The 19,632-nt window shown below is 76.5% G+C and carries 21 protein-coding genes; 8 read left to right on the top strand and 13 right to left on the bottom strand.

The genetic code is table 11. The features are described from left to right. The first annotated feature begins 6 nt into the window (after positions 1–6). Both ABD994_RS00575 and ABD994_RS00570 read left to right on the top strand, forming a co-directional pair. Positions 7–1,506 carry a DUF4397 domain-containing protein gene (locus tag ABD994_RS00575; protein WP_345410232.1) on the top strand — a complete coding sequence of 500 codons (1,500 nt, stop codon included), beginning with the start codon at positions 7–9 and terminating at the stop codon, positions 1,504–1,506. Between the two features lie 26 nt (positions 1,507–1,532). Then, complete coding sequence (locus ABD994_RS00570) at positions 1,533–2,045, top strand: mycothiol transferase (protein WP_345410230.1); 513 nt, start codon at positions 1,533–1,535, stop codon at positions 2,043–2,045. 1 nt (position 2,046) lies between these two features. On the opposite strand, the gene ABD994_RS00565 is transcribed toward ABD994_RS00570, so the two are convergent. Then, entirely contained in the window at positions 2,047–2,403 is a 357-nt protein-coding gene (locus ABD994_RS00565; protein WP_345410228.1) for a VOC family protein, read from the bottom strand. Between the two features lie 215 nt (positions 2,404–2,618). Between ABD994_RS00565 and ABD994_RS00560 the strand changes: the two genes are divergently transcribed. After that, positions 2,619–3,278, top strand: coding sequence for a hypothetical protein (locus ABD994_RS00560; RefSeq protein WP_345410226.1), 660 nt, complete (start codon positions 2,619–2,621; stop codon positions 3,276–3,278). 32 nt (positions 3,279–3,310) lie between these two features. On the opposite strand, the gene ABD994_RS00555 is transcribed toward ABD994_RS00560, so the two are convergent. Beyond that, a complete protein-coding gene (locus tag ABD994_RS00555) occupies positions 3,311–4,402 on the bottom strand; it encodes a C39 family peptidase (protein ID WP_345410224.1) in 1,092 nt (363 codons plus the stop codon). Positions 4,403–4,485: 83 nt separating this feature from the next. Next, a complete protein-coding gene (locus tag ABD994_RS00550) occupies positions 4,486–4,650 on the bottom strand; it encodes a hypothetical protein (RefSeq protein ID WP_345410222.1) in 165 nt (54 codons plus the stop codon). Between the two features lie 201 nt (positions 4,651–4,851). Here ABD994_RS00550 and ABD994_RS00545 point away from each other — a divergent pair, with 201 nt between their 5' ends. Next, positions 4,852–5,004 (top strand): hypothetical protein, encoded by a 153-nt coding sequence (locus ABD994_RS00545; RefSeq protein WP_345410220.1) that lies wholly within the window; start codon positions 4,852–4,854, stop codon positions 5,002–5,004. A 4-nt stretch (positions 5,005–5,008) separates the two neighbouring features. On the opposite strand, the gene ABD994_RS00540 is transcribed toward ABD994_RS00545, so the two are convergent. Then, a complete protein-coding gene (locus ABD994_RS00540; RefSeq protein ID WP_345410218.1) occupies positions 5,009–6,985 on the bottom strand; it encodes an acyltransferase family protein in 1,977 nt (658 codons plus the stop codon). 256 nt (positions 6,986–7,241) lie between these two features. Here ABD994_RS00540 and ABD994_RS00535 point away from each other — a divergent pair, with 256 nt between their 5' ends. Next, complete coding sequence (locus ABD994_RS00535) at positions 7,242–7,730, top strand: hypothetical protein (protein ID WP_345410216.1); 489 nt, start codon at positions 7,242–7,244, stop codon at positions 7,728–7,730. A 78-nt stretch (positions 7,731–7,808) separates the two neighbouring features. On the opposite strand, the gene ABD994_RS00530 is transcribed toward ABD994_RS00535, so the two are convergent. After that, entirely contained in the window at positions 7,809–8,627 is an 819-nt protein-coding gene (locus ABD994_RS00530; protein ID WP_345410214.1) for an SCO4651 family lipoprotein, read from the bottom strand. A 103-nt stretch (positions 8,628–8,730) separates the two neighbouring features. Then, positions 8,731–9,636 carry a hypothetical protein gene (locus ABD994_RS00525; RefSeq protein ID WP_345410212.1) on the bottom strand — a complete coding sequence of 302 codons (906 nt, stop codon included), beginning with the start codon at positions 9,634–9,636 and terminating at the stop codon, positions 8,731–8,733. A 528-nt stretch (positions 9,637–10,164) separates the two neighbouring features. Here ABD994_RS00525 and ABD994_RS00520 point away from each other — a divergent pair. Next, positions 10,165–11,613, top strand: coding sequence for a heparin lyase I family protein (locus tag ABD994_RS00520; protein WP_345410210.1), 1,449 nt, complete (start codon positions 10,165–10,167; stop codon positions 11,611–11,613). Between the two features lie 73 nt (positions 11,614–11,686). Beyond that, positions 11,687–12,739 carry an endonuclease/exonuclease/phosphatase family protein gene (locus ABD994_RS00515; protein WP_345410208.1) on the top strand — a complete coding sequence of 351 codons (1,053 nt, stop codon included), beginning with the start codon at positions 11,687–11,689 and terminating at the stop codon, positions 12,737–12,739. Between the two features lie 6 nt (positions 12,740–12,745). On the opposite strand, the gene ABD994_RS00510 is transcribed toward ABD994_RS00515, so the two are convergent. The 4 genes from ABD994_RS00510 to ABD994_RS00495 all read right to left on the bottom strand — a co-directional run bounded on the left by ABD994_RS00510 (position 12,746) and on the right by ABD994_RS00495 (position 16,061). Next, positions 12,746–13,084, bottom strand: coding sequence for a hypothetical protein (locus ABD994_RS00510; RefSeq protein WP_345410206.1), 339 nt, complete (start codon positions 13,082–13,084; stop codon positions 12,746–12,748). A 194-nt stretch (positions 13,085–13,278) separates the two neighbouring features. Then, on the bottom strand, positions 13,279–14,061 hold the full coding sequence (locus ABD994_RS00505) for a DUF1990 family protein (protein ID WP_345410204.1): 783 nt from the start codon (positions 14,059–14,061) through the stop codon (positions 13,279–13,281). A 41-nt stretch (positions 14,062–14,102) separates the two neighbouring features. Beyond that, entirely contained in the window at positions 14,103–14,564 is a 462-nt protein-coding gene (locus tag ABD994_RS00500; protein WP_345410202.1) for an SRPBCC family protein, read from the bottom strand. Between the two features lie 87 nt (positions 14,565–14,651). After that, positions 14,652–16,061 (bottom strand): UDP-glucose dehydrogenase family protein, encoded by a 1,410-nt coding sequence (locus tag ABD994_RS00495; protein WP_345410200.1) that lies wholly within the window; start codon positions 16,059–16,061, stop codon positions 14,652–14,654. Positions 16,062–16,190: 129 nt separating this feature from the next. Between ABD994_RS00495 and ABD994_RS00490 the strand changes: the two genes are divergently transcribed. Continuing rightward, positions 16,191–17,000 (top strand): class I SAM-dependent methyltransferase, encoded by an 810-nt coding sequence (locus ABD994_RS00490; RefSeq protein WP_345410198.1) that lies wholly within the window; start codon positions 16,191–16,193, stop codon positions 16,998–17,000. Here ABD994_RS00490 and ABD994_RS00485 read toward each other — a convergent pair. Genes ABD994_RS00485 through ABD994_RS00475 form a run of 3 tightly spaced genes read right to left on the bottom strand, consistent with a single transcriptional unit; the run spans position 16,988 to position 19,345 of the window. Continuing rightward, complete coding sequence (locus ABD994_RS00485) at positions 16,988–18,415, bottom strand: PepSY-associated TM helix domain-containing protein (protein ID WP_345410196.1); 1,428 nt, start codon at positions 18,413–18,415, stop codon at positions 16,988–16,990. The genes ABD994_RS00490 and ABD994_RS00485 overlap by 13 nt on opposite strands. 25 nt (positions 18,416–18,440) lie before the next feature. Beyond that, positions 18,441–19,106: a DUF5134 domain-containing protein gene (locus ABD994_RS00480; protein WP_345410194.1), complete on the bottom strand. Its 666-nt coding sequence runs from the start codon at positions 19,104–19,106 to the stop codon at positions 18,441–18,443. Further along, a complete protein-coding gene (locus tag ABD994_RS00475) occupies positions 19,103–19,345 on the bottom strand; it encodes a hypothetical protein (protein ID WP_345410192.1) in 243 nt (80 codons plus the stop codon). The genes ABD994_RS00480 and ABD994_RS00475 overlap by 4 nt, the downstream gene beginning before the upstream one ends. Between the last annotated feature and the right edge of the window lie 287 nt (positions 19,346–19,632).

Here is a 19,632-nt window from a genome sequence, read left to right as displayed (position 1 = left end):
CTCCCCGTGCCTGCAGCGCAGGACCAGCCCACCGGCCCCGTCGTGCCCCCGGTCGACACGCCCCCGCACGACACCACCCCCCGACGGCCGTGGCGGCGGCGCCCCGTGGTGTGGGTGGCGCTCGCCCTCGTACTGCTCGCGGTCGTCGGCGTGACGGTGACCGCCGGCGTCCGCTCGGCCACGGCGGACACCTCGACGGGCATGCTGCGGATCGCGCACCTCTCGCCGGTGACGCCGTCGGTCGACATGTACGTCACCGGGCCGGACCTGCCCGAGACGCTCGTGGCGCCCGGTGTCGCCTACCGCGGCACGTCGCCCTACCTCACCGAGCCCGCCGGCACGTACACGCTGACCGCGCGGCCGGCCGGGGCCGCGCCGACCAGCCCGCCCGCGGTGCGCGTCTCGCTCGAGGTCCCGGCGGGGACGGCCCAGACCGCGGCCTTCGTCGACTCGCCGAGCTCGGGGGCGCCCGAGCTCCAGGTGCTCGACGACCAGACCGCGCCCGCGGCGCCGGGCGCCGCGCAGGTCCGCGTCGTGCAGGGCGCGAACGGCGTCGGGGCCCTCGACGTCGACCTCGACGGCGGCCCGCCGCTGGCCCGCGACCTCTTCTACGGCTCCACCACCCCGTACGTCAGCGTGCCGGCGCGGGCGTGGGAGGTCCGCATCCGCTCGCGGCTGGGCTCGACCAACCAGACGACGGTGCCGCTGGCCGACACCGGGGTGACGACGCTGTTCGTCGGCCGCGAGCCCGACGGCCAGCTCATCGTGGCGGCCGTGCCCGACGCCGCGACCGTCGCCGGGGTGCCGGCGCCGGGCACGGAGCCGACGACGCCGCCGGCGACCCCCACCCCGCGCCCCACCCCCGATCCCGAGACCCCGTTGCCGACGGCGCCCCGCGTGCCGCCGGTGCCGCGCGGGGGCACCGAGGCCGGGCTCGGCGGGCTGGCGCAGCCCACCCTGATGTCCGCGATCGGCGACTGGTTCTCCGGGCTCTTCTCCTCCTCCGACGACGTCCCGCCCGCCCCGCGGATGCCGCTGGCCGCGGCGCTCGCCGCGCCCGAGGGCCTGCGCCCGACCGCCATGCAGATCCCGTCGATCGGGCTGGCGGCGCTCGACCTCGCCGACCTGCGCATCGACTACCGCGGCGCCCTGCAGGTGCCCACCGACTTCGGCCAGGTCGGCTGGTACACGTCCAGCGCCGTGGCGGGCGACCCCGGCCCGGCGGTGTTCGCCGGCCACGTGGACACCCGCCGCGGCCCGGCGGTGTTCGCCCAGCTCGACCGTCTGCGCCCCGGCGACCTCATCGAGGTGCCGCGCTCCGACGGCGGCACGGCGCGCTTCTCGGTGGACAGCGTCGAGTACTTCCCCAAGGACTCGCTGCCCGCCGACCGGATCTACGGCCCGTCGACGCGGCCCCTGCTGCGGCTGCTGACGTGCGGCGGTCCCTTCGACGATGCGACGCTGTCGTACCGCGACAACGTGGTCGTCTTCGCCACGGGTCGCTGACCCCCACGAACCGGGAGGACTGATCGGTGGACGCGATCGACGTGCTGGTCGACGCCTTCGGGCGCGCGCGCAGCGATGCGACCCGCGCGGTGGACGGGCTCGGCGCCGACGAGCTGTCCTGGCGGGCCGACGCCGACGCCAACCCGATCGCCTGGCTGGTCTGGCACCTCACCCGGGTGCAGGACGACCACGTCGCCGACCTCGCCGGCACCGAGCAGGTCTGGACCGCCGACGGCTGGGCCCGCCGCTTCGACCTGCCCTTCGAGGACTCCTCGATCGGCTTCGGCCACACGAGCGAGCAGGTGGCCGCAGTGCGCGTCGACGACCCGGCGCTGCTCACCGGCTACCTCGACGCCGCGCACGAGCGCACCGTCGCCTACCTGCGGACGCTGTCCGGCGAGGACCTCGACGAGGTCATCGACGAGCGCTGGGACCCGCCGGTGACCCGCGGGGTGCGGCTGGTCAGCGTGGTGGACGACGACATCCAGCACGCGGGCCAGGCCGCCTACCTCGCGGGGCTGGTGCGGCGCCGGCGGTAGGTCAGCTCGTCCGGCACAGGCAGAACGGGTGCCCGACGGGGTCGAGCAGCACCGTCCAGCGGTCGCCGGGCTGGTGCTCGGGCAGCGTGGCCCCGAGCTCGCGCGCGCGGTCGACGGCCGCGTCGAGGTCGTCGACGGCGAGGTCCAGGTGGTAGCGCTTGGTGCCGTCGGGGTCGGGCCAGGGCGGGGCGACCCACCCGGGCACGCGGCCGAACCCGATCGGCGCGCCCTCCCCGGAGATCATCGCGTACTCGTCCTCGGCGTGGACGACCTGCCAGTCGAGCAGCGCGCCGTAGAAGGTGGCCTGCGCGCGGGGGTCGGGTCCGTCGAGATTGATCATGGCCAGCGTCGTCGGCATCGGGACCTCCGGTCGGGGTCGGGGAGCGGACACCCGGGACGCTAGGACCCGTTCCTGTCAGGTCACGTCAGGTTCACTCCCCGTCTTCTGGTCACTCCATGTGGTGAACCCGGGCTCCGAGGCGGCCGGCTCGCTAACGACCTGGCCTTTCCCGACGACATCGCTCACACAGCGTTCGCATGGACGCGGACGACTAGGCCATCCGGGGAGTGACCATGGGGCAGCACCACTGGCACGAGGACGAGCCCGTGACCGTCGCGCTCACCCCGGCCCGCCTCGTCAGCCCGGTCGCCCCGGACGCCCCGCCCGCCGGGCTCGGCTACCCGGCCCCCACGGCCTACCGCCCGCACCCGGTCACCGGCGTGCCCACGCCGCCCCGCGCGGCCGTCGCCGCGCCGCCCGCGACGGCCCACGGCCGGCGCCGCAGCCCCGGCACCCGCCTCCCGCTGACCGTCGCGGTCGCGGGCGCGGGGATCGCCCTGCTCGGCATGGGCTCCCAGCTGCCGGGCCTGGTCGACGCGGTCACCACGACCGCGGCCAGCGCCCCCGCCCCGGCCAGCGCGCCGGCGGCCACCGGGACCCCGGCGGCCGGCGCCCCGGCCGTCGCGCGGCAGTGCGCCACCGTGGTGGCCGACGCGCTCGACGACGCCGTCGCCACCCTGGGCCGCACCCCGAGCGCGCAGTGGGACACCGTCCTGGACGCCCGCGGCGACGCCCTCGCCGCGACCTACGGCGACACCTCGCCCGAGCACCGGGCCTTCGACAGCGGTGCCGACGACATCCTCGCCTGGATGCGCGCCGACAGCACCGAGGACTACGGCAGCGTCACCACCCGCGTCGCCCGCACCGTCGCGCAGACCTGCGGCGCCATGTGAGCAGTTGCGGCCCCTATAGGGGCCGCAACTGCTCACGTGCGGCGGCGGACGATCCCCACCGCGGAGAGCAGGGCGGAGACGCCGCCGGTGGCGACCGCGACGTCGCGCAGCACCACCGGCAGGAACACCACGCCCGTCGAGCCCGGTGAGATCAGCTCCCGCGACGCCCCCAGCGGCTTCGCGGTCGGGGCGTCGGTGGGCGGGGTCCCGCCGGTGACGGACGACCGGGGGTCGGGTGCCGTGCCCCCGTCGCCCGGCACGTCGTGGGTCGGCGCGTTGTCGGCCGGCACCGTCTGCGGCGGGGCCGTGTCGGTCACCAGCATCTCGTGGCCCGAGTCGCTCCAGGCGTCCTCGAAGGTGTCGCGGGGCACCACCGACACCGCGCCGCTCGGGTCGCCGGGATCGGCGAGGTACACGTTCTCATCGTCGATCCCGGTGACCACCACGGCGTGGTTGGCGTCCGAGCCGCCGTCCGCCGCGTCGTCGTCGCGCTGGTACCAGATCTCGTCGGCGTCGACGTAGGCGATGATGTCGCGGTCCTGGTCGAGCAGGGACTCGAGGTCCTTGAGGCTGCCGTGCGTCGTCGTCGCCGGGATGCCGTAGCTCTCCAGCAGCGCCTCGCCCTCCGAGGACGTCATGCCCGACGCGTCGTCGGGGCGGCCGTCGCCGTCGGTGTCGGTGGTGGTCAGCCAGCCGTGGCGGACCGCGCGGTCGACGACCTCCTGCTCCCCGACGTTGTGGCCCTGCCACTCCCCGACGACCTGGGCGATCGACGCCGGCACGCAGTAGCCGTTGACCGACTGCGCGTACCAGTAGGACGACGCCTGCTCCGGGTCGCCGTGGATGCCGTCGTCGCGCGCCGCGGACGCGTCCGAGGGCAGCGCGCCGTCGACGAAGTTGTCCTCGTGGCGGTACCAGTCGGTGGACCACCCGCCGTCGGTGATCGGGTGCACCTCGTCGGCGGTGACCTGGCCGTCACCGTCGGTGTCGGTCCAGGCGAGGTCGAGGACGCCGTCGCCGTCGGTGTCGACGGCGGTCACGTCGACGTGGCCGTCACCGTCGAGGTCGGTGAAGAGGTCGACGGGGTCGGGGTCCGCCGCGTCCTCCGCGAGCACGTCGTCCACGGCCGGCTCCACTTCCGCGTGCCGTGGCCCCAGCGGCCCGGCGTCGGTCCTCGGACGGCCGGGCCGGGCGGGTTTGTTCCCGCTCAGGCCTGCGAGATCAGTGCCTCGGTACGGATCGCCGACACGCGGCGGTCCCGCTCGGTGCGGCGCGCCCGGTCCGAGGCCTGGTTCTGCGCGACGCTCACACCCAGGAGCGCCCCACCCAGGAAGACCACACCGACGACGACCACGGCCACGATCACGAACATCCGTCTCTCCTTGTCCCGAGCGCCGCCGAGTGCGCCGCGCTCACGGATCCAGACGGGTGTCGGGGTCCGCCGGTTGCGGTCACGCTGCGTCGGCAACGTCACGGCCATCGACCGGACCGGGCGACGCAACCCCCGCCCCGTGACGTGCGCGTGACCCGTCCCCCGCGTCGGGCCCGGGGATCGGGGGTATGGCTCGCGGTGATGAGCAGCGACCCCGACACGACGCCCGAGCCCGACCCGACGCCCGTGGCGCGGCCCGACGCCGACCCCGAGGACGTCGAGCCCGCGTTCGACATCGACCTCGAGCCCGAGGACCAGGGCCTGGCCGGCACGGGTGAGGAGCCGACCGGCTAGCGGCTCACCAGCCCAGGAGGGCGGGCACCCGCTGCCCCACCACCGACGACAGCGTCCGGCTGTACGAGGCCGAGAGGTGGTTGTCGTCGAGGTAGACGAGCACGTTCCCGATCTCCGGCGGGCACGTCTCCGGCCCGCAGATCTCGTTGCTGAGGTCGAGGAAGGCGACGTTGCCGGGCACGTCGAGCGACGTCCACGGCGGGTCCGCGGCGAGCAGCTCGCCGCGCGGGACGGCGCACTCGGCGGCGCCGCGGCCGAACTTCTCCTGGCACTCCGAGGGCGCTTGGTCGAAGCGCGGGTTGTCGCGCACCGCCACCACCGGGATGCCGGCCTCTCCGAGACGTCGCCAGCCCTCGACGAACCCCTCGGGCGTCTGCTCGGTCAGGCCGGCCCGGACGTCACGGGACCCGCCGACGACGACGGCGTCCGGCGCGTCGGCCGCGAGGTGCTCGATCGCCGCGGTGTTCCAGTCGACGCACGTCGCGTCGGCCGGGTCGGTCTCCGACGTCGTCCCGAACGGGCAGCGGGCGCGCACGAGCGTGCTGACCTCCCAGTTCCGCTCCCGCGCGACCGGCTCGAGCGCGGGCAGGAACTGCTGCATGTGCGAGTCGCCGACGACGACGAGCCGGCGCGCGGCCTCACCGACGGCCGGGATGGGGACGCACTGCTCGAGGACGGGGTGGTCGGCGACCGGGGCGCAGCCGTCGCGGTAGGACGCCCAGTCGTCGCGGATGCGCGACATCGACGGCTGCACCGGGACGGTGTCGTCGCCGTCGGCCAGGACCTGGTCGGCCCCGAGCGCGACCGCGCCGGGGTGGCGCTGGTCGCCGAGGGCGACCGGCGCCCGGTCGGCGGACGTCGCGGCCGCGGACCAGACGGCGAGCCCGAGCAGCGCCGGCGCCAGGGAGGCGGCGACGAGCACCGGCCCGCGGACCGGGCCGACGCGCACCCGGCGGGCCGGCTCCTCGAGCAGGTGGTGCGTCCCGGCGGCGAGCGCCACCGACAGCGCCACCACGACCAGCCCGAGGCCCGCGCCCGCGTCGGCCCGCCGGGTGAGCACCAGGGCCACGACGAGCACCGGCCAGTGCCAGAGGTAGAGCGGGTAGCTGATCTCGCCGAGGTAGCGGGCGGTCCGCGTCGTCAGCAGCCGGTCGGCGACGCCGGCGCGGCCCGCGACGATGATCGCCACGGCGGACAGGACGGGCCACAGCGCGAGGTAGCCGGGGAAGCCCGCGCCCACGTCGAGCACCGCCCCGCACGTGACGAGGCCGGCGAGCCCGAGCACCCCGAGGACGGCCCGGGCCGCGCGGCCGAGATGGATCCGGTCGGCCACGAGCGCGAGGACGCCGCCGATCGCGAACTCCCACACGCGCGTGCGGGCGTCGAAGTAGGCCACGGCCTGGTCGGACGCCGTCGAGACCACCGACCAGACGAACGACGCCCCACCGACGGCCACCAGCGTGGCGAGCAGCGAGCGCCGCACGTCGACCCCGCGGCGCCGCGCCCAGGCCGCCACGAGGAGCACCACCACCGGCGCGACCAGGTAGCACTGCACCTGGATCGACAGCGACCAGAAGTGCTGCGCGACGCTGGCCGAGCCGTGGTCGGCGTAGTAGTCGACGGCGTCGGTGGCCAGCCGCCAGTTCTCGACGAAGAACGCCGAGGCGAGCAGCTCGCGGGTGTTGCGCGCCCACGTCGAGGCCGGCAGCAGGACGGCGGCGGCGACGGTGCTCGCGAGCAGGACCAGCCCCGCGGTCGGGGCGAGGCGCCAGAACAGCCGCGACCACGTCGCCCCGAGCGCCGGGCCGTCGCCGCGGGCCGCGGCGCGCACCAGCATCCCCAGCACGAAGAAGCCGGAGAGCACGAAGAAGACGTCGACGCCGCCGGACACGCGCCCGACCCAGACGTGGTAGACGACCACCAGGACGGCGGCGACGCCGCGCAGGCCCTCGATCTCGGTCCGCCGCTCGCCCCGCGACACGTGTGCCGGTCCTCCGCTCCGCCCGTGGTCCACCGGTCGACCATGGTGCCAGCCGTCCGGTCGGGTGGGTGTGACGCCCCGTGTCGCGCAGGACACGCACGGTGCCGCCTGGTCAGCCGCACGAGCCGCCGGGACCGTCCCTCGCCCGTATGAGTTCCGTGATCTGGCCGTTATCCAGTCGTGACCTACTTCGTTGCGCCGCCCGGGGACGCCGCGTCACGTCCCCACCGCTCCCCACCTGACGCAGAGGTACTCCATGGGTACGCACTCCGCCCGCCGTCCGCGCACGATCTCCCGCGAGCTGGCCGGACGTGGCCTGTTCACGGCCACGGCGGCCGTCGCGCTCGTCGGCGGCAGCGCCGGCATGGCGTTCGCCGGTGAGGCCCCGTCGCACGGCGAGGGCGCGCACGAGACCGGGCACCAGCAGGACCAGCAGGACTGCAGCATCCCCGTCGTGGACGACGGCACGCAGACCGTCGGCCACGTGCTGGACGGCACCTCGGGCGGGGCCACGGGCCCGGTCCTCGACGCCGCCGACCGGGCCCTCGCACCCGTGCACGACGGCCTGTGCGGCCCGGCGAACGACGTCCTCGGCCAGGTCCCGGGCCTCGGCAGCCCGGACGACGAGGCGAGCCCCGACGAGGAGGAGGGCACCCCCGACGAGGAGGACGCCGCCACGCCGACCGCGGCGGCGCCCGGCGCCACCACGGTGACCGACCTCCCGGACGTGCCCGTCACCTCGTAGGCCGGCACCCCCGCCGGACCGCCGCGGCCCGGGTGACGTCCCCGCGACGCCACCCGGGCCGCGTGCCGTCCGGGGCCGTCAGCCGGCCGGGAGCAGCGCGGAGACGTCGGTGACCTGGTCGGCAGGCGGCGGCGCGATCGTCACCGGCAGGCCGTGGCCCGAGAGCGTCACGGTCACCGCGGTGGCGGTCGCCGGGCGCCCCGGACGGTCGGGCGCGGTGACGGTCTGCGCCACCCGCCGCACGCGGCCGTCGTCGCCCACCCACACGTCCACCGGCAGCCGCGACGAGCCGATCTGCGCGACGAGGCGGTCGATCGCCGGGCGCTGCGCGGGGTCCGACGCCGCCGGGGTGGCGAGCAGGTCGACCGTCGTCGCGTAGCGCGTCGCCGGCGTGCCGTCGACCGGCTCCGGACCGACGAGGCGGGCCTCGGTGATGCCCTGCAGCGCCCCGACCCCGCTCAGCGGGTCGGCCGGGGTGCCCCCGAACTGGGGCAGCGCGCCGCCGAGGGTCGCGGCGGTGAGCCGGTCGAGCGGGACCGACACCCACGGCCGCCCGCCCGGCACGAGCGCCGCGAGCGCGGGCGGCACCGCCACGTCGAGCGTGCCGCCGACCAGCAGGACCCGCGTGCCGCCGCCCAGCAACGGGGCCTGCACCGCGACGTCGGCGCTGCGGGCGACGAGGTCGGTGACGCCGGTGCCGGTGACCTCGGTCCCGGGCGTCCCCGGCGGGCCGGTGCGGGACGTGAAGGCGATCTGCGCGGTGCGGTCGGCGAACGTCTGCGCGACGGCGCCGCGCACGGCGGTGAGCGGGTCGGGCGGCGCGGCCCGTCCGCAGGCTCCGGCGAGGAGCGCCGCGAGCGCGAGGAGCACGGCCACGGCGTGGGCGGGTCGGAGCACCCGCCGACGGTAGAGAGCCGCGTCGGCCCCGGCCCGTCGGGGGAGGTCGGGCCGGGGCCGTGCGGCGCCGGGGAGCGGGGTCTCGGGGGAGCCGATGTGGCGGTCAGCGCACGCGGACGCGGTGGCCGCGCCGGGCGGCGGTGTTCGCCTCGAGCTGCTGGCGCCAGAGCTCCCAGGTGTCGGGGTCCATCGACTGGCCCGACGGCGGGGTGTGCGGGGCACGGGGCCCGGGGACCGCGGGCTGGCGGCCGGTGCCGAGCGCGGGGAGCTCACCGGTGATCGGCTTCCAGGGCCAGGCGCTGCGCACGGCCCGCGAGCGGTGGAAGCCGAGGCCCATGACGAACCCGAAGATCAGGTGGCCGATCAGCGACAGCGTCAGCGTGACCCACGTGATCGGGAACATCATCGTCTGGCCGCGCGGCGCGATCGCCACGGTGCCGACCAGCCCGGCCCACACCGGGAAGACGGAGAAGGCGACGGCCGCGCCGACCACGGCGCCGCGCGACCAGCGCTGCATCCCCAGCGCGCAGGCCAGGGCGAAGAACGTGATGCCGATGCCGCCGCCGTCACCGATGTAGCGCCAGAGGTAGCCCACGACGGCGCCGCTGACCAGGTCGTCGTCGTTGCCGGTGATCCACGTGCCCATCGTGGGGATGAAGTCGGCCCACCAGTGGAAGAGGTGGACGGTGGTGAGGCGGAAGCCGTCGTAGATCGCGCACCCGACGATCCCCCACCACATCCCGCTGGCGACCACGCGGTCCCCGCCGTGCGGGGAGAGCACGGTCATCGCGACGATCGCGGTCGCGAGCGGGATCACCAGGATGCCGGCCGAGTACTGCATCTTGATCAGCCCGAACACGTGGGCCGAGATCGCGAGCAGGGGCAGCGCGGCCAGCAGCAGGTGCAACCCGATCCGCAGCAACCCGGCGCCGTCACGGCCCCGGGGGGCGGTCGTGGCGGCCGGGCCCGGCCCCGCGGTGGAGCGCTCCGGCGTGGTCGTCGTGGTCACGGCGGGAACGGTAGGTAGCGGGACCGCTCCGGACGGCGAACCTGAGAGACCCTGAGGAGGCCGCCCGCCCACGCGCCGGTGCGACGCGACGACCGGCGCGGCCACTCACCCGTTCGGACCACTCGCCGCGGTGACCGGGATCGCCCGCCCTCAGCTCCGCCCGCCGGCGCCGGTCCGCAGCGACGACCCGCCCGGGGTGCGCGCCGAGCGGAGGCGGCCCGCGGGAGCCGGCGTGGGCCGTCCGCCGTCCGCCGGACCGGTCGTCGACGCCGTCCCGAGACCCGGGCGAGACCGATCCGCGATGTGGCACGCACCCTGGGTTCACCACCCCGGACGCAGTGTGGTCGCCGTGTGCAGGCAGGATGGAGTAGCCATCCGCCGCCGCGTGCACGCCGTTCGGCCCACTGGGGACGCTCGGGGCCGCGCCCGGGTCACGGTCGGGTGACACGATGTCCGCGGACGAGCACGAACCGTACGGCCGCGGGGCGGACCACCCATCCGCCCGGACCGACCCGGGAGACGCCCTCGATGACCGACGTGCTGAGCCACGCCGACCCCACGCACGCCGACGGACGTCGCCGTGCGCGCGGCCACCGGGCCCAGCGTGGTCTCCGCGTCCCGGGCGCCGGTCCCGAGGAGACGCCCGCCGGCGACGCGCCGGCCCGCCACCGCCGCCCCGCCGGCACCGGCCCGCTCCCGGCCCTCGCCCGCACCGGCCCGCCGACGGGCCCCACCGGGAACCGCCACCACGCGCCGGACCCCGACGACGAGCCCCGCACCGTCGAGACGGCCAGGGCCGTGCTGCGGTCGGCGGTGCCCGCGCCGGTGCCCCCGCCGGCGCCGGCGCGTCCCACCGGCAGCCACCGCGCGCCGGAGCCGCACCGGCCCGTCCCCGCCGCCGAGCCGACCGTCGTCACGGCGCGGCCGACCACCGCGGCGAGCGCCGTCCGCACCGGCAGCCACCGCGCCGACGCCACCCCGGACGCGGTCCCCGACGCGGCTCCCGAGGTGGAGATGCCGGCGGTCGGGCCCCGCACCGGCAGCCACCGCGCACCGAAGGCCACGCGGGGGGTGCCGCTGCGGGCGACCATCGGCGTCGTGGGCATCGGCGGTGTGGCCGCGCTGTTCGCCATGACCACGCCCGGTTCGCCGCTGACGACGTCGGCCCCGGCCGAGCCGCTGCCGCGGGCGGCCGCGCAGGCCGACCTGGTCACCCCCGAGCCGGCCGCGCCGCCGGTGCAGGCCGTGCCGGTCGCGCCGCCGGCCGTATCGGTCTCCCCGACCACCCAGGAGCAGCAACCGGTCGTCGGTGCCCTGTTCGACCTCGCCGCCGGGTCGCTGTCGCGCCTGTTCGACAACAGTGGCAACTCCGGCCTCGTCGAGAACGCGAGCCGCCCGCAGATCGTCGCCAACCCCGACGACCCGGGGCGCCAGGCGTGGCAGTTCACCCTCGGCCCCGGCGGCAAGCGCAGCGAGGTGCTCCCCCAGGGCCGCGGGACGACACCCCAGGACGGCGAGGAGCAGTACGTCCGCTACACCGCGCGGCTGTCCGACGACTTCCCGACGGACGTCGGCAGCTGGCAGCTGCTGCTGCAGTGGCACCACGCCGCGCCCGACGGGTCACCGCCGCTGGCCCTCCAGGTCGTGCGGGGCCAGCTGATGATGGTGGTGAACGGCGACGAGATGCGGTCGATCGGCGCCGTCTCGCCCGGCGACACGATCGACCTGACGATGCACGTGAAGTTCTCGCAGACCCCGGGCGAGGGCGCGGTGACGGTCTGGCGCAGCGGGCAGCCCACGGGCGTCACCAACTGGACGCCGCGGCAGGGCACCATGAGCACCGAGGCCGCCTACCTGAAGATGGGCATGTACCGGGACCCGAACATCCGGCAGGGCGGGTCGGTGCTCGTCACCGACCTGAAGATCGGTCGGGACCCGGCCGGCATCGGCGGGATCGGCCCGCGACCGGTCGACTGACGGTCCCGTCGACGCCGGGGCGCCCGCCGGACACCTCACGGCCACCCGGCGGCCGCCCACCTAGGCTGGCGCGGTGCCGCCCCGCGTCCCCGACCTCGTCGCGGGACCCCCGGCCCCCCGGCCCCGGCCATCGCCCCGGCGCCGCGTCACGCGCGTGGTGCTCGGCGCGGTCGTGCCGGTGGCGCTCGCCGCCCTCGTGCTCCTGCCGGACCTCGTCGGGCTCGACCACCACCTGCCCTTCGCCGTGTTCACGGCCCTGCGCCCGGCGCTCACGGTCGTCGGTGCGGTCGGGGTGCTGGCCGTCCTCGCCGTCCTGCTGGTCCGCCGCCGCGCCGGGGCGGTGGGGCTCGCGGGCCTCGCGGGCACCGCGCTGGTCGTCGCGGTGGCCGCCGCGGCCGTCGTGCCGCGGGCGGTCCCGGCGGACCCGCCGCCCCCCGGCGGGACGCCGCTGACGGTCCTCGAGATGAACGTCTTCGAGGGCCACGCCGACGTCGGGGCCCTGGCCGCGGTGATCCGGCGCGAGCGGCCGGACGTCGTGGTGCTGCCGGAGGCCGGGGAGCGGTTCCGGGCGCGGATCGCGGCGCTGGTGCCGGACTACCGGTCGTGGACCAATGTGCCGTCGCGGAGCGCGGACGTCCGCGGCATCACGGTGCTCGCCGCGCCGCGCGCGGGCGACGTCACCGCGCGGGTGATCTCCGACGCGCCCGGCACGCCGTCCGACACGCGCTACCCGTGGGCCGAGCTCACCGGCGGCATCCTCGGCCCGGCGCGCCTCGGCGCCGTGCACGTGGTGTCGGTCGTGCCGGGCTGGATCGGCTACTGGCCCGGGGAGCTCGACCTGCTCCAGCGCTGGTGCGCCCGCTCCGGCGGGCCGGCGCTCGTCGTCGGCGACCTCAACGCCACCCCGGACCACTCCGCCTTCCGCGCGGGCACGCAGGGCTGTGCCGACGCCGCGACCGAGCGCGGCGAGAGCCTCACCGGCACCTGGTACTCCGGGGTGCCGCGGGCGCTCGGCGCCCAGATCGACCACGTGCTCACCACCGGCGGGCCCCGCGCCCGTGACGTGTCGGTGCTCGACGTCCCGGGCTCGGACCACCGGGCCCTGCTGGTGCACCTGCGGCTGTAGGGCCCCTCAGGAGGCGCGCGACGGCGCGGGCAGCGCGTGGGCGTGCCGGGGGCGCACCGGGCGGCCCCGGTGGTCGCGGTGCCCGCCGTGCAGGCCGCACCACGAGCAGTCGGGGGCGACGGTCATCGCGATCACGGCGGCCGGGACGGCCTCGGCCGGCTCCGCGGAGCGCGGCGCGCGGCGGGCCCGGACCGCCCGCAGCGTGCGGCGGACCGCGAAGCGCAGGGCACCGGCGAGGACGACTGCGGCGAGGGCCACGAGCGCGAGCCACTTGAACAGCAGCAGCGCGCAGAACGCCACGACCAGACCGACGATCGCCGTCGTGACGCGCGCGTCGGTGTCCACGCGGTGGAGGGTACGTCCGTCGAGGGACCCACCGCCGTCACATCGACCCCGCGTGTCCCTGCGTCACCGGCGACCACACGGACGGGGCGGCGGGGTTCCCGGACCGGTGACACGAAGAAGCCCCGCGGGCCACCGGGTCGGGGGTCCGGTGGCCGCACGGGGCAACGGGGATGTCGTCGGCGCCCGGGCCGCCGTTACACGGCCCGCCGAGAAATCTCGGGGGCGTCCGCGGCGGGGTCGGCGTCCGGCCAGGCGACGGTCCGGGTCCGCACCGTGACGCCACCCGCGACCCGGCCGCCGGCCAGGGCGGCGGCCCGCACGCAGAACTCCACCCACAGCAGGTACTGGATCTCCTTGGCCAGCCCGAGGCGGGTGTAGAGGACGTCCGCGATGCGGTCGCCCGCGCGGGCCCACGTCGTGATGCCGAACTCGAGGTCGTCGCCGGCCGCGCCCACGTCCCGCGCCGAGAACTCGATCTGGCCGGCCTCGAGGTGCCCGGTCAGGGTGCCGAGACGGAACGCCGACGGCTCGCGGGAGAGCACCCGCACCGGCCCGTCCCACGGCCCGGGCATGCGCACGACGAGCTCCTCGCCGACGGTCATCGCGCCGCCCGCGGCCACGTAGTCGAACCGCGCGACGCCGGGCACCACGCAGCGGTTCATGTCGCGGGCGATCGCGTCGACGAGGTCCGCGGCGCGGCGCCGCGCGCCGGTGACGCGCACGCGGAACTCGCGGTGCAGCGCCGGCCCGAAGCCCTGCTCGAGGGGCTGGTCGCGGTCGGTGCCGTCGGCCAGCGGCGCCGGCAGGTCGCGGTGGTCACCGATCTCCTCGACGACGTGCACCGGGACGTCGGGGCGCACGCAGCGCCACGCGACCCCCGCCAGACCGCGCGGGAGCCGGGTGAGCATGAGCGCCTCGCGCACGACCTGCCGGGGCCCCGGGATCCAGTGCGAGGTGCCGAGGGAAGCATCCGCCATGGACCGGACGTACCCCGGCCGGCGCGAATCCACCGGTGATCTCAGCCGGGGACGGCGGCGACCCCGGCGCGGCGGCGGGTCTCGCAGTGCACCTTGAGGTCGTCGCCGAGGGTCCGCAGGTGTGCCTCGGTGGTGCGCGCCGTCACCCGCGCCACCGGCGTGCCCACCCAGCCGCTGCGCTCGTGGGTCACGACGAGGCGGCTGCGCGACGCCGTCCCCGCGACGCGGGAGAGCACGAACCGCACGCTCGCCCGGCCGCCGAGCCCCTCGCCGTGCAGGGCGAGGCGGTGGCGCCGCGGCTGGAAGTCCCGGACGTGCCACGTCCGCTCGGGCAGGCGGGGCGCCCGCAGCCGGGCCACGGCGCCGAGGCCGAGCGTGCCGCCGCCGACGAGGGTCGCCTCCCGGACGGCCGTGGTCCACCGCGGCCACCGGCCGAGGTCGATGAGCACCGCCCAGACGTGCTCCGGGCACGAGTCGATGTCGACCGCGATCTCGCAGCGCATGGCTCGCCTCTCCGGTGAGGTCCCCCGACGTGCACCCACGGTAGGCGGCGGTCCGCCCTCGGACCAGCCCACCCCGTCGGACGCCCGTCAGGCGGTGACGGCGGCCCCGCGTCGCCCGAGGCCGATGCCGGTGAGCCCGGCGCGGCGCAGGGTGGCGGGGTCGAGCAGGTTGCGGGTGTCGATGACGGTGGGCTGCTTCATCACCCCGGCCATCGACGCCCAGTCCAGCGTGCGGAACATCGGCCACTCGGTGAGCACCACCAGCGCCTCCGCGCCCTGCGCCGCCTCCAGCGGGTCCGACACCAACCGGATCCCGTCGATCTCCCGGCCCCCGGGCCCCTCGCTCACCCCGAGCACCGTCTTGTCCGGATCGGCCGGGGCGGTGGGATCCGTCGCCAGCGCCGGGTCGTAGCCCACCAGCTCCGCCCCCGCCTGGCGCAGCAGCGCCGCGATCGCCAGCGCCGGGGAGTCCCGCAGGTCGTCGGTGCCCGCCTTGAACGTCAACCCCAAGAGCCCCAGCCGCACCCGCGTCAACGACCCCGCCCGCCGGCCGGTCACCGCCTGACGCACCTTGTCCACGATCCGCTGCCGCTGCCGGGTGTTCGTGTCGATCGTCGCGCGCAGCAACCGGAACTCGAAGTCCGCCGCGTCCGCCACCTGCAGGAGTGCGTGCGTGTCCTTCGGCAGGCACGACCCGCCCCACCCCGGACCCGGCGACAGGAACGCCTGCCCGATCCGCCGGTCGTAGCCGATCCCCTCGGTCACGTCCCCGATGTCCGCCCCGACCCGCTCGCACAGCTCGGCCATCGCGTTCACGTACGACAGCTTCATCGCCAGGAAACAGTTCGCCGCGTACTTCATCAGCTCCGCCGACGCCGCATCGGTCAGCACCGTCGGCGCCCCCAACCGGGCGTACAGCGCCGCCACCCGCTCCGCGGCCTCCGCGGTGTCACACCCCACCACGATCCGGTCCGGGTTCAGGAAGTCGTGCACCGCCGAGCCCTCCCGCAGGAACTCCGGGTTCGACACCACCGCCACATCCGCCCGGTCCAGCAGCTCCGCGGTCCGGCCCGCCGTCCCCACCGGCACCGTCGACTTGTTCACCACCACCGCACCCGCCGCCAACAGCTCACGGGTCTCCTCGACCACCACCTCGACCGCCCGCAGATCGGCCACCCCACCCACACCCATCGGCGTCGGCAGGCACAGGAACACGATCTCCGCGTCCAGCCCCTCGGCCCCCGCGTCCGCCGGGAACCCCGCCGACACCGCCGACGCCGCCCCCACCACGAACGACAACCGCCCCGCCGAGACCTGCTCGACCACCATCTCGGCCAGTCCCGGCTCCACGATGTCCACCACACCCCGGCGCAGCCGCTCCACCTTCGCCGCGTCGATGTCGGCACACACCACCTGGTGACCCAGCGACGCCAGACACGCCCCCGTCGTCAACCCCACGTAACCGGCCCCCACCACGGCCACCCGACGTGTGAACACGGCGATCCCCCCTCAACGTCCGCGGGCCGTCGATCCTCGCCCGATCGGGGCCACACGCTGCCAGATCGCGCAACACGGACGGTGTCCCGGTCCGGCAGCTCACAGCCCGCGCTGGGAGGCTCCCGTGCCATGGCGACCGAACCGGTCGACCTCCGCGGGTCGGAGGCCACGCTCCTCGTCACGCTGACCCTGCGCGCGCGGGACGCCCGCTCCGCGCACCCGGTGCTGGGTGACCCGTACGCCGGGCCGGCGCTCGCGCGCATCCGCCACGACCCCGGCCCCTGGCGGTGGTTCTCCTCGGACACCGCGACGATCACCGCGCGCGCCCGCTGCCTCGACGCCTGGACCGCGGAGTTCCTGGCCGCGCACCCCGACGCCCAGGTGCTGCACCTGGGCTGCGGGCTCGACAGCCGCCCCCTGCGCCTCGCGCGGCCCGCCGGGTCGCGCTGGCTCGACGTCGACGTGCCCCGCGTCGCGGACCTGCGCCGCCGCGTCTACGAACTGCCCGACGACGTCGAGACCGTCGCGTCCTCGGTGACCGACCACGACTGGTGGGACCGGGTCGACCCCGACCGCCCGACGCTCGCGGTGGCCGAGGGTCTGTTCATGTACCTCACGGCGCCCGAGGTGTACGACGTCGTCGGCCGGCTGCTGGACCACACCGCCCACGGGGAGCTCGCGTTCGACGCGGTGCCCCGCTGGATCGTGCCGGCGTCCAACGCCACGCTGGCCGCGCTCGGCATGGACGCCCGCTTCCGGTGGGGCTACGACGGCGACGAGCTGCGGCGCCGGTTCCCGGAGCTGCGCGAGCGCGACGACGTCACCGTCACCTCGCTCGCCGCCGACGCGACCCGCGGGGTGACGCACGCGCTGTACCGGGCGTTCGACCTCGCGCCCTACCTGCACGACGCGATGCGGCTGCACCGCTACGCGTTCTGAGGAGCGGTCCCGTCCCGGCGTCGCCGGTCGAGCAGCGTCTCGAGCAGCAGGAACGCGACGAGCGTCGCCCCCAGCAGCGGCACGACGGCGCCGACCACGATCGTCACGGCCCCGACGAGCAGCAGCAGGCCGCGCGGCAGGGTGCGCAGGACCCCGTCGGCGGGCACGTGCCCGGGACGCCGGCCGGGCCCGCGGCGGAACCACAGGACGTAGCCCCAGACCACGCCGCAGGCGAGGCCGAGCGCGAGCGCGCCGAGGACGACCTGGTTGGCCACGCCGAACAGGTAGCCCATGTGCGCGTCGATGCCCCAGGTGGCGAGCTTGGCCGCCAGCGGCCAGTCGTCGCCGCGCACGACGTCGGTGACCTGCCCGGTGGCGGGGTCGACGGCGATCGCGTCGTGGTGCTCGGGCCAGGTGCGGTCGACCTGCGCGACCGTCGTCGCGGTGCCGGGCCCGTCACCGGGCGTGATCTCGACCTGCCCGGTGAGGCCCGCCGCCGCGACGGCGCGGGCGGCGACGTCGAACGAGGCGGGGTCGACCTCGGCCCGGGGACCCGTCCCCGTCATGCCGCCGTGGTCGGCGTGCTCGCCGGACGACGGCTCGGGGACGGTCGCGGTGCCCGGCAGCGCCGTGCTCGGCTCGGGCGTCTCCCACGAGAGCTGCGCGCGCAGCAGGGAGATGTTGTCGCCGGCGTACGTCGACCACGTCAGCCCGGTGGCCGACAGGAACAGCAGCCCCGCCGCCGCCCACAATCCGACGACGGCGTGCCACGACAGCAGCCGGGCGCGGCGCCCGCCGGAGACGCGGGGCACGAGCAGCGCGACCGCGCGTTCCTTCCGACGCCGGCGCACGAGCCCGATCCACAGCGCGAGGCCGGCGAGCACGAGCACCCACAGCCACGACGCCGCGACCTCGGTGTAGAGCCGCCCGGCGTCGCCGAGGTGCAGGTTGCGGTGCAGCTGGTCGACCCAGGCGCGCAGGGGCATCGCCTGCCCGGAGCCGTAGGTCTCGAGGACGCCGTGCAGGGCGCCGGTGTGCGGGTCGACGAACGCGGTCCGGTACCAGCTCTCGGGCAGCGCCGGGTCGGTGGCGATGACCTGGGTGGTGGCGGTCGGCGTCGCCCCGGGGCGCACGGCGTGCAGCTCGGTGCCCGGCATCGCGTCGAGCCCGGCGCGCACCTGGTCGGCCAGCGGCACCTGCGCGGCGGAGGCGGGGACGGTGAGCTGGTCGCGGTAGACCACCGGCTCCAGCGACGGCATCAGCGTGTAGACGAACCCGGTCAGCGCCGCGACCAGCAGGAACGGGCCGACGAGCAGCCCGGCCCAGAAGTGGACGCGCAGCACCAGCGGGCGCAGCAGGGTCCAGGCGCCGGGGCGGGTCGGGGCGGCCGCCGGGGCCCGGTGGTCGACGGACACGGGGAGCCTCTCGGGGAGCGGTGCGTCAGTGCAGGAGCAGCATCAGCGCCATGCCGACGCCGGTGACGGCCTGGCAGCCGAGCTGGACGGCGGGCGCGTCGACGACGCGACCGACCAGGCCGGGCCCCGCGGCGGCGCCGGTCCCGCCACCGGCCGTCACCGTGGCCGGCACCCGCACGAGGGCGCCGACGGTGAGCGCGGCGTGCACGAGCAGGTAGACCGCCAGCGCCGCGGCCAGGGCGGAGAGCGCCAGCGGCGGCGGTGCGCCGTGGGTCATGCCGGGCATGCCGTCCATCCCCGCCATCGCCCCGCCGGTCGGGATCATCGCGGCGTACATGACGACCATGGCCGCGTTGGACAGCAGCAGGTGGGTCGGGTGGGCGGCGCAGCGGTCGCCGCCGATGGCCGAGCCGAGCGCCCGCCCGCGCCGCCGCAGCGCGACGAGGCGCACGCCCCACGCGGCACCGAGCACGCCGAACAGCACCGCACCCGTCGCCGGCGGCACCGCGTCCATGGTCGCGGGCAGCACCATGACCGCCATCCCGACGCCCATGACGACGTGGTTGGCCTCGGCCGCCGCCGGCGCGCCCTCGTGCCGGCCGCGCCGGCGCCACAGGCTCACCGTGCAGAGCACGGCGGCGGCGAGGAAGAGCGCGGCGAGGGCCCCGGCGAGGGGTGCGGGGGCGGTCATCGGGACCCGGCGAGCAGCTCGTCCAGGACCCCGGCGCGGGCGTCGTCCACGATCACGGCGAGCTGCGCGACGCTCATGCGGATCGCCGCGCCGAAGTCGTCGGTGATGACCACGCGGCGGTCGTCGTCGGCCGCCGGGTCGAGGTAGAGCTCGGGGCAGCCGCAGGAGCACTGGCCGCAGAACGTGGTGACGTGCTGCAGTCCGGGTACACCCTGCTCGGTCATCCCCTGCTCGGTCATCGCGGTCCTCCGTGCGTCTCGCTGACGGGTGGTGACGGTACGACGCCCCGGTCCCGCCGCAGCCTCCTCGCCCCACCGCTCCGCCCACTGCCGCCGGACGGGTGAGCGTTCTCAGTCGGACGCCCGCCGGTTCTCAGGCAGGTGCGGTATCCCGGTCGGGCCTCCGCTGGGCCCGGGGCCTACCGTCGAGGAGCACGGTAGGGACCGGTCCCGCCGCGTCCCGACCCGTTTGTCGGGACGGTCACGGTCGGGAACTCGCGGGCCCCCCGTGACGACCGCGCAGGGGA

This window comes from Actinomycetospora chlora (genome assembly GCF_039542135.1).
In the GTDB taxonomy this organism is placed as follows: domain Bacteria; phylum Actinomycetota; class Actinomycetes; order Mycobacteriales; family Pseudonocardiaceae; genus Actinomycetospora; species Actinomycetospora chlora.
Note: the sequence above shows the minus strand (reverse complement) of the source record. Positions and strands in the feature narration are given on the sequence as shown.

What these genes read in the sequence shown, in the direction of transcription:
- ABD994_RS00550 (WP_345410222.1), bottom strand. Translation starts at nt 4,650, where the DNA reads ATGTTCGTGATCGTGGCCGTGGTCGTCGTCGGTGTGGTCTTCCTGGGT.
- ABD994_RS00560 (WP_345410226.1), top strand. Translation starts at nt 2,619, where the DNA reads ATGGGGCAGCACCACTGGCACGAGGACGAGCCCGTGACCGTCGCGCTC.
- ABD994_RS00475 (WP_345410192.1), bottom strand. Translation starts at nt 19,345, where the DNA reads ATGACCGAGCAGGGGATGACCGAGCAGGGTGTACCCGGACTGCAGCAC.
- ABD994_RS00500 (WP_345410202.1), bottom strand. Translation starts at nt 14,564, where the DNA reads ATGCGCTGCGAGATCGCGGTCGACATCGACTCGTGCCCGGAGCACGTC.
- ABD994_RS00505 (WP_345410204.1), bottom strand. Translation starts at nt 14,061, where the DNA reads ATGGCGGATGCTTCCCTCGGCACCTCGCACTGGATCCCGGGGCCCCGG.
- ABD994_RS00520 (WP_345410210.1), top strand. Translation starts at nt 10,165, where the DNA reads ATGACCGACGTGCTGAGCCACGCCGACCCCACGCACGCCGACGGACGT.
- ABD994_RS00535 (WP_345410216.1), top strand. Translation starts at nt 7,242, where the DNA reads ATGGGTACGCACTCCGCCCGCCGTCCGCGCACGATCTCCCGCGAGCTG.
- ABD994_RS00545 (WP_345410220.1), top strand. Translation starts at nt 4,852, where the DNA reads ATGAGCAGCGACCCCGACACGACGCCCGAGCCCGACCCGACGCCCGTG.
- ABD994_RS00480 (WP_345410194.1), bottom strand. Translation starts at nt 19,106, where the DNA reads ATGACCGCCCCCGCACCCCTCGCCGGGGCCCTCGCCGCGCTCTTCCTC.
- ABD994_RS00565 (WP_345410228.1), bottom strand. Translation starts at nt 2,403, where the DNA reads ATGCCGACGACGCTGGCCATGATCAATCTCGACGGACCCGACCCCCGC.
- ABD994_RS00490 (WP_345410198.1), top strand. Translation starts at nt 16,191, where the DNA reads ATGGCGACCGAACCGGTCGACCTCCGCGGGTCGGAGGCCACGCTCCTC.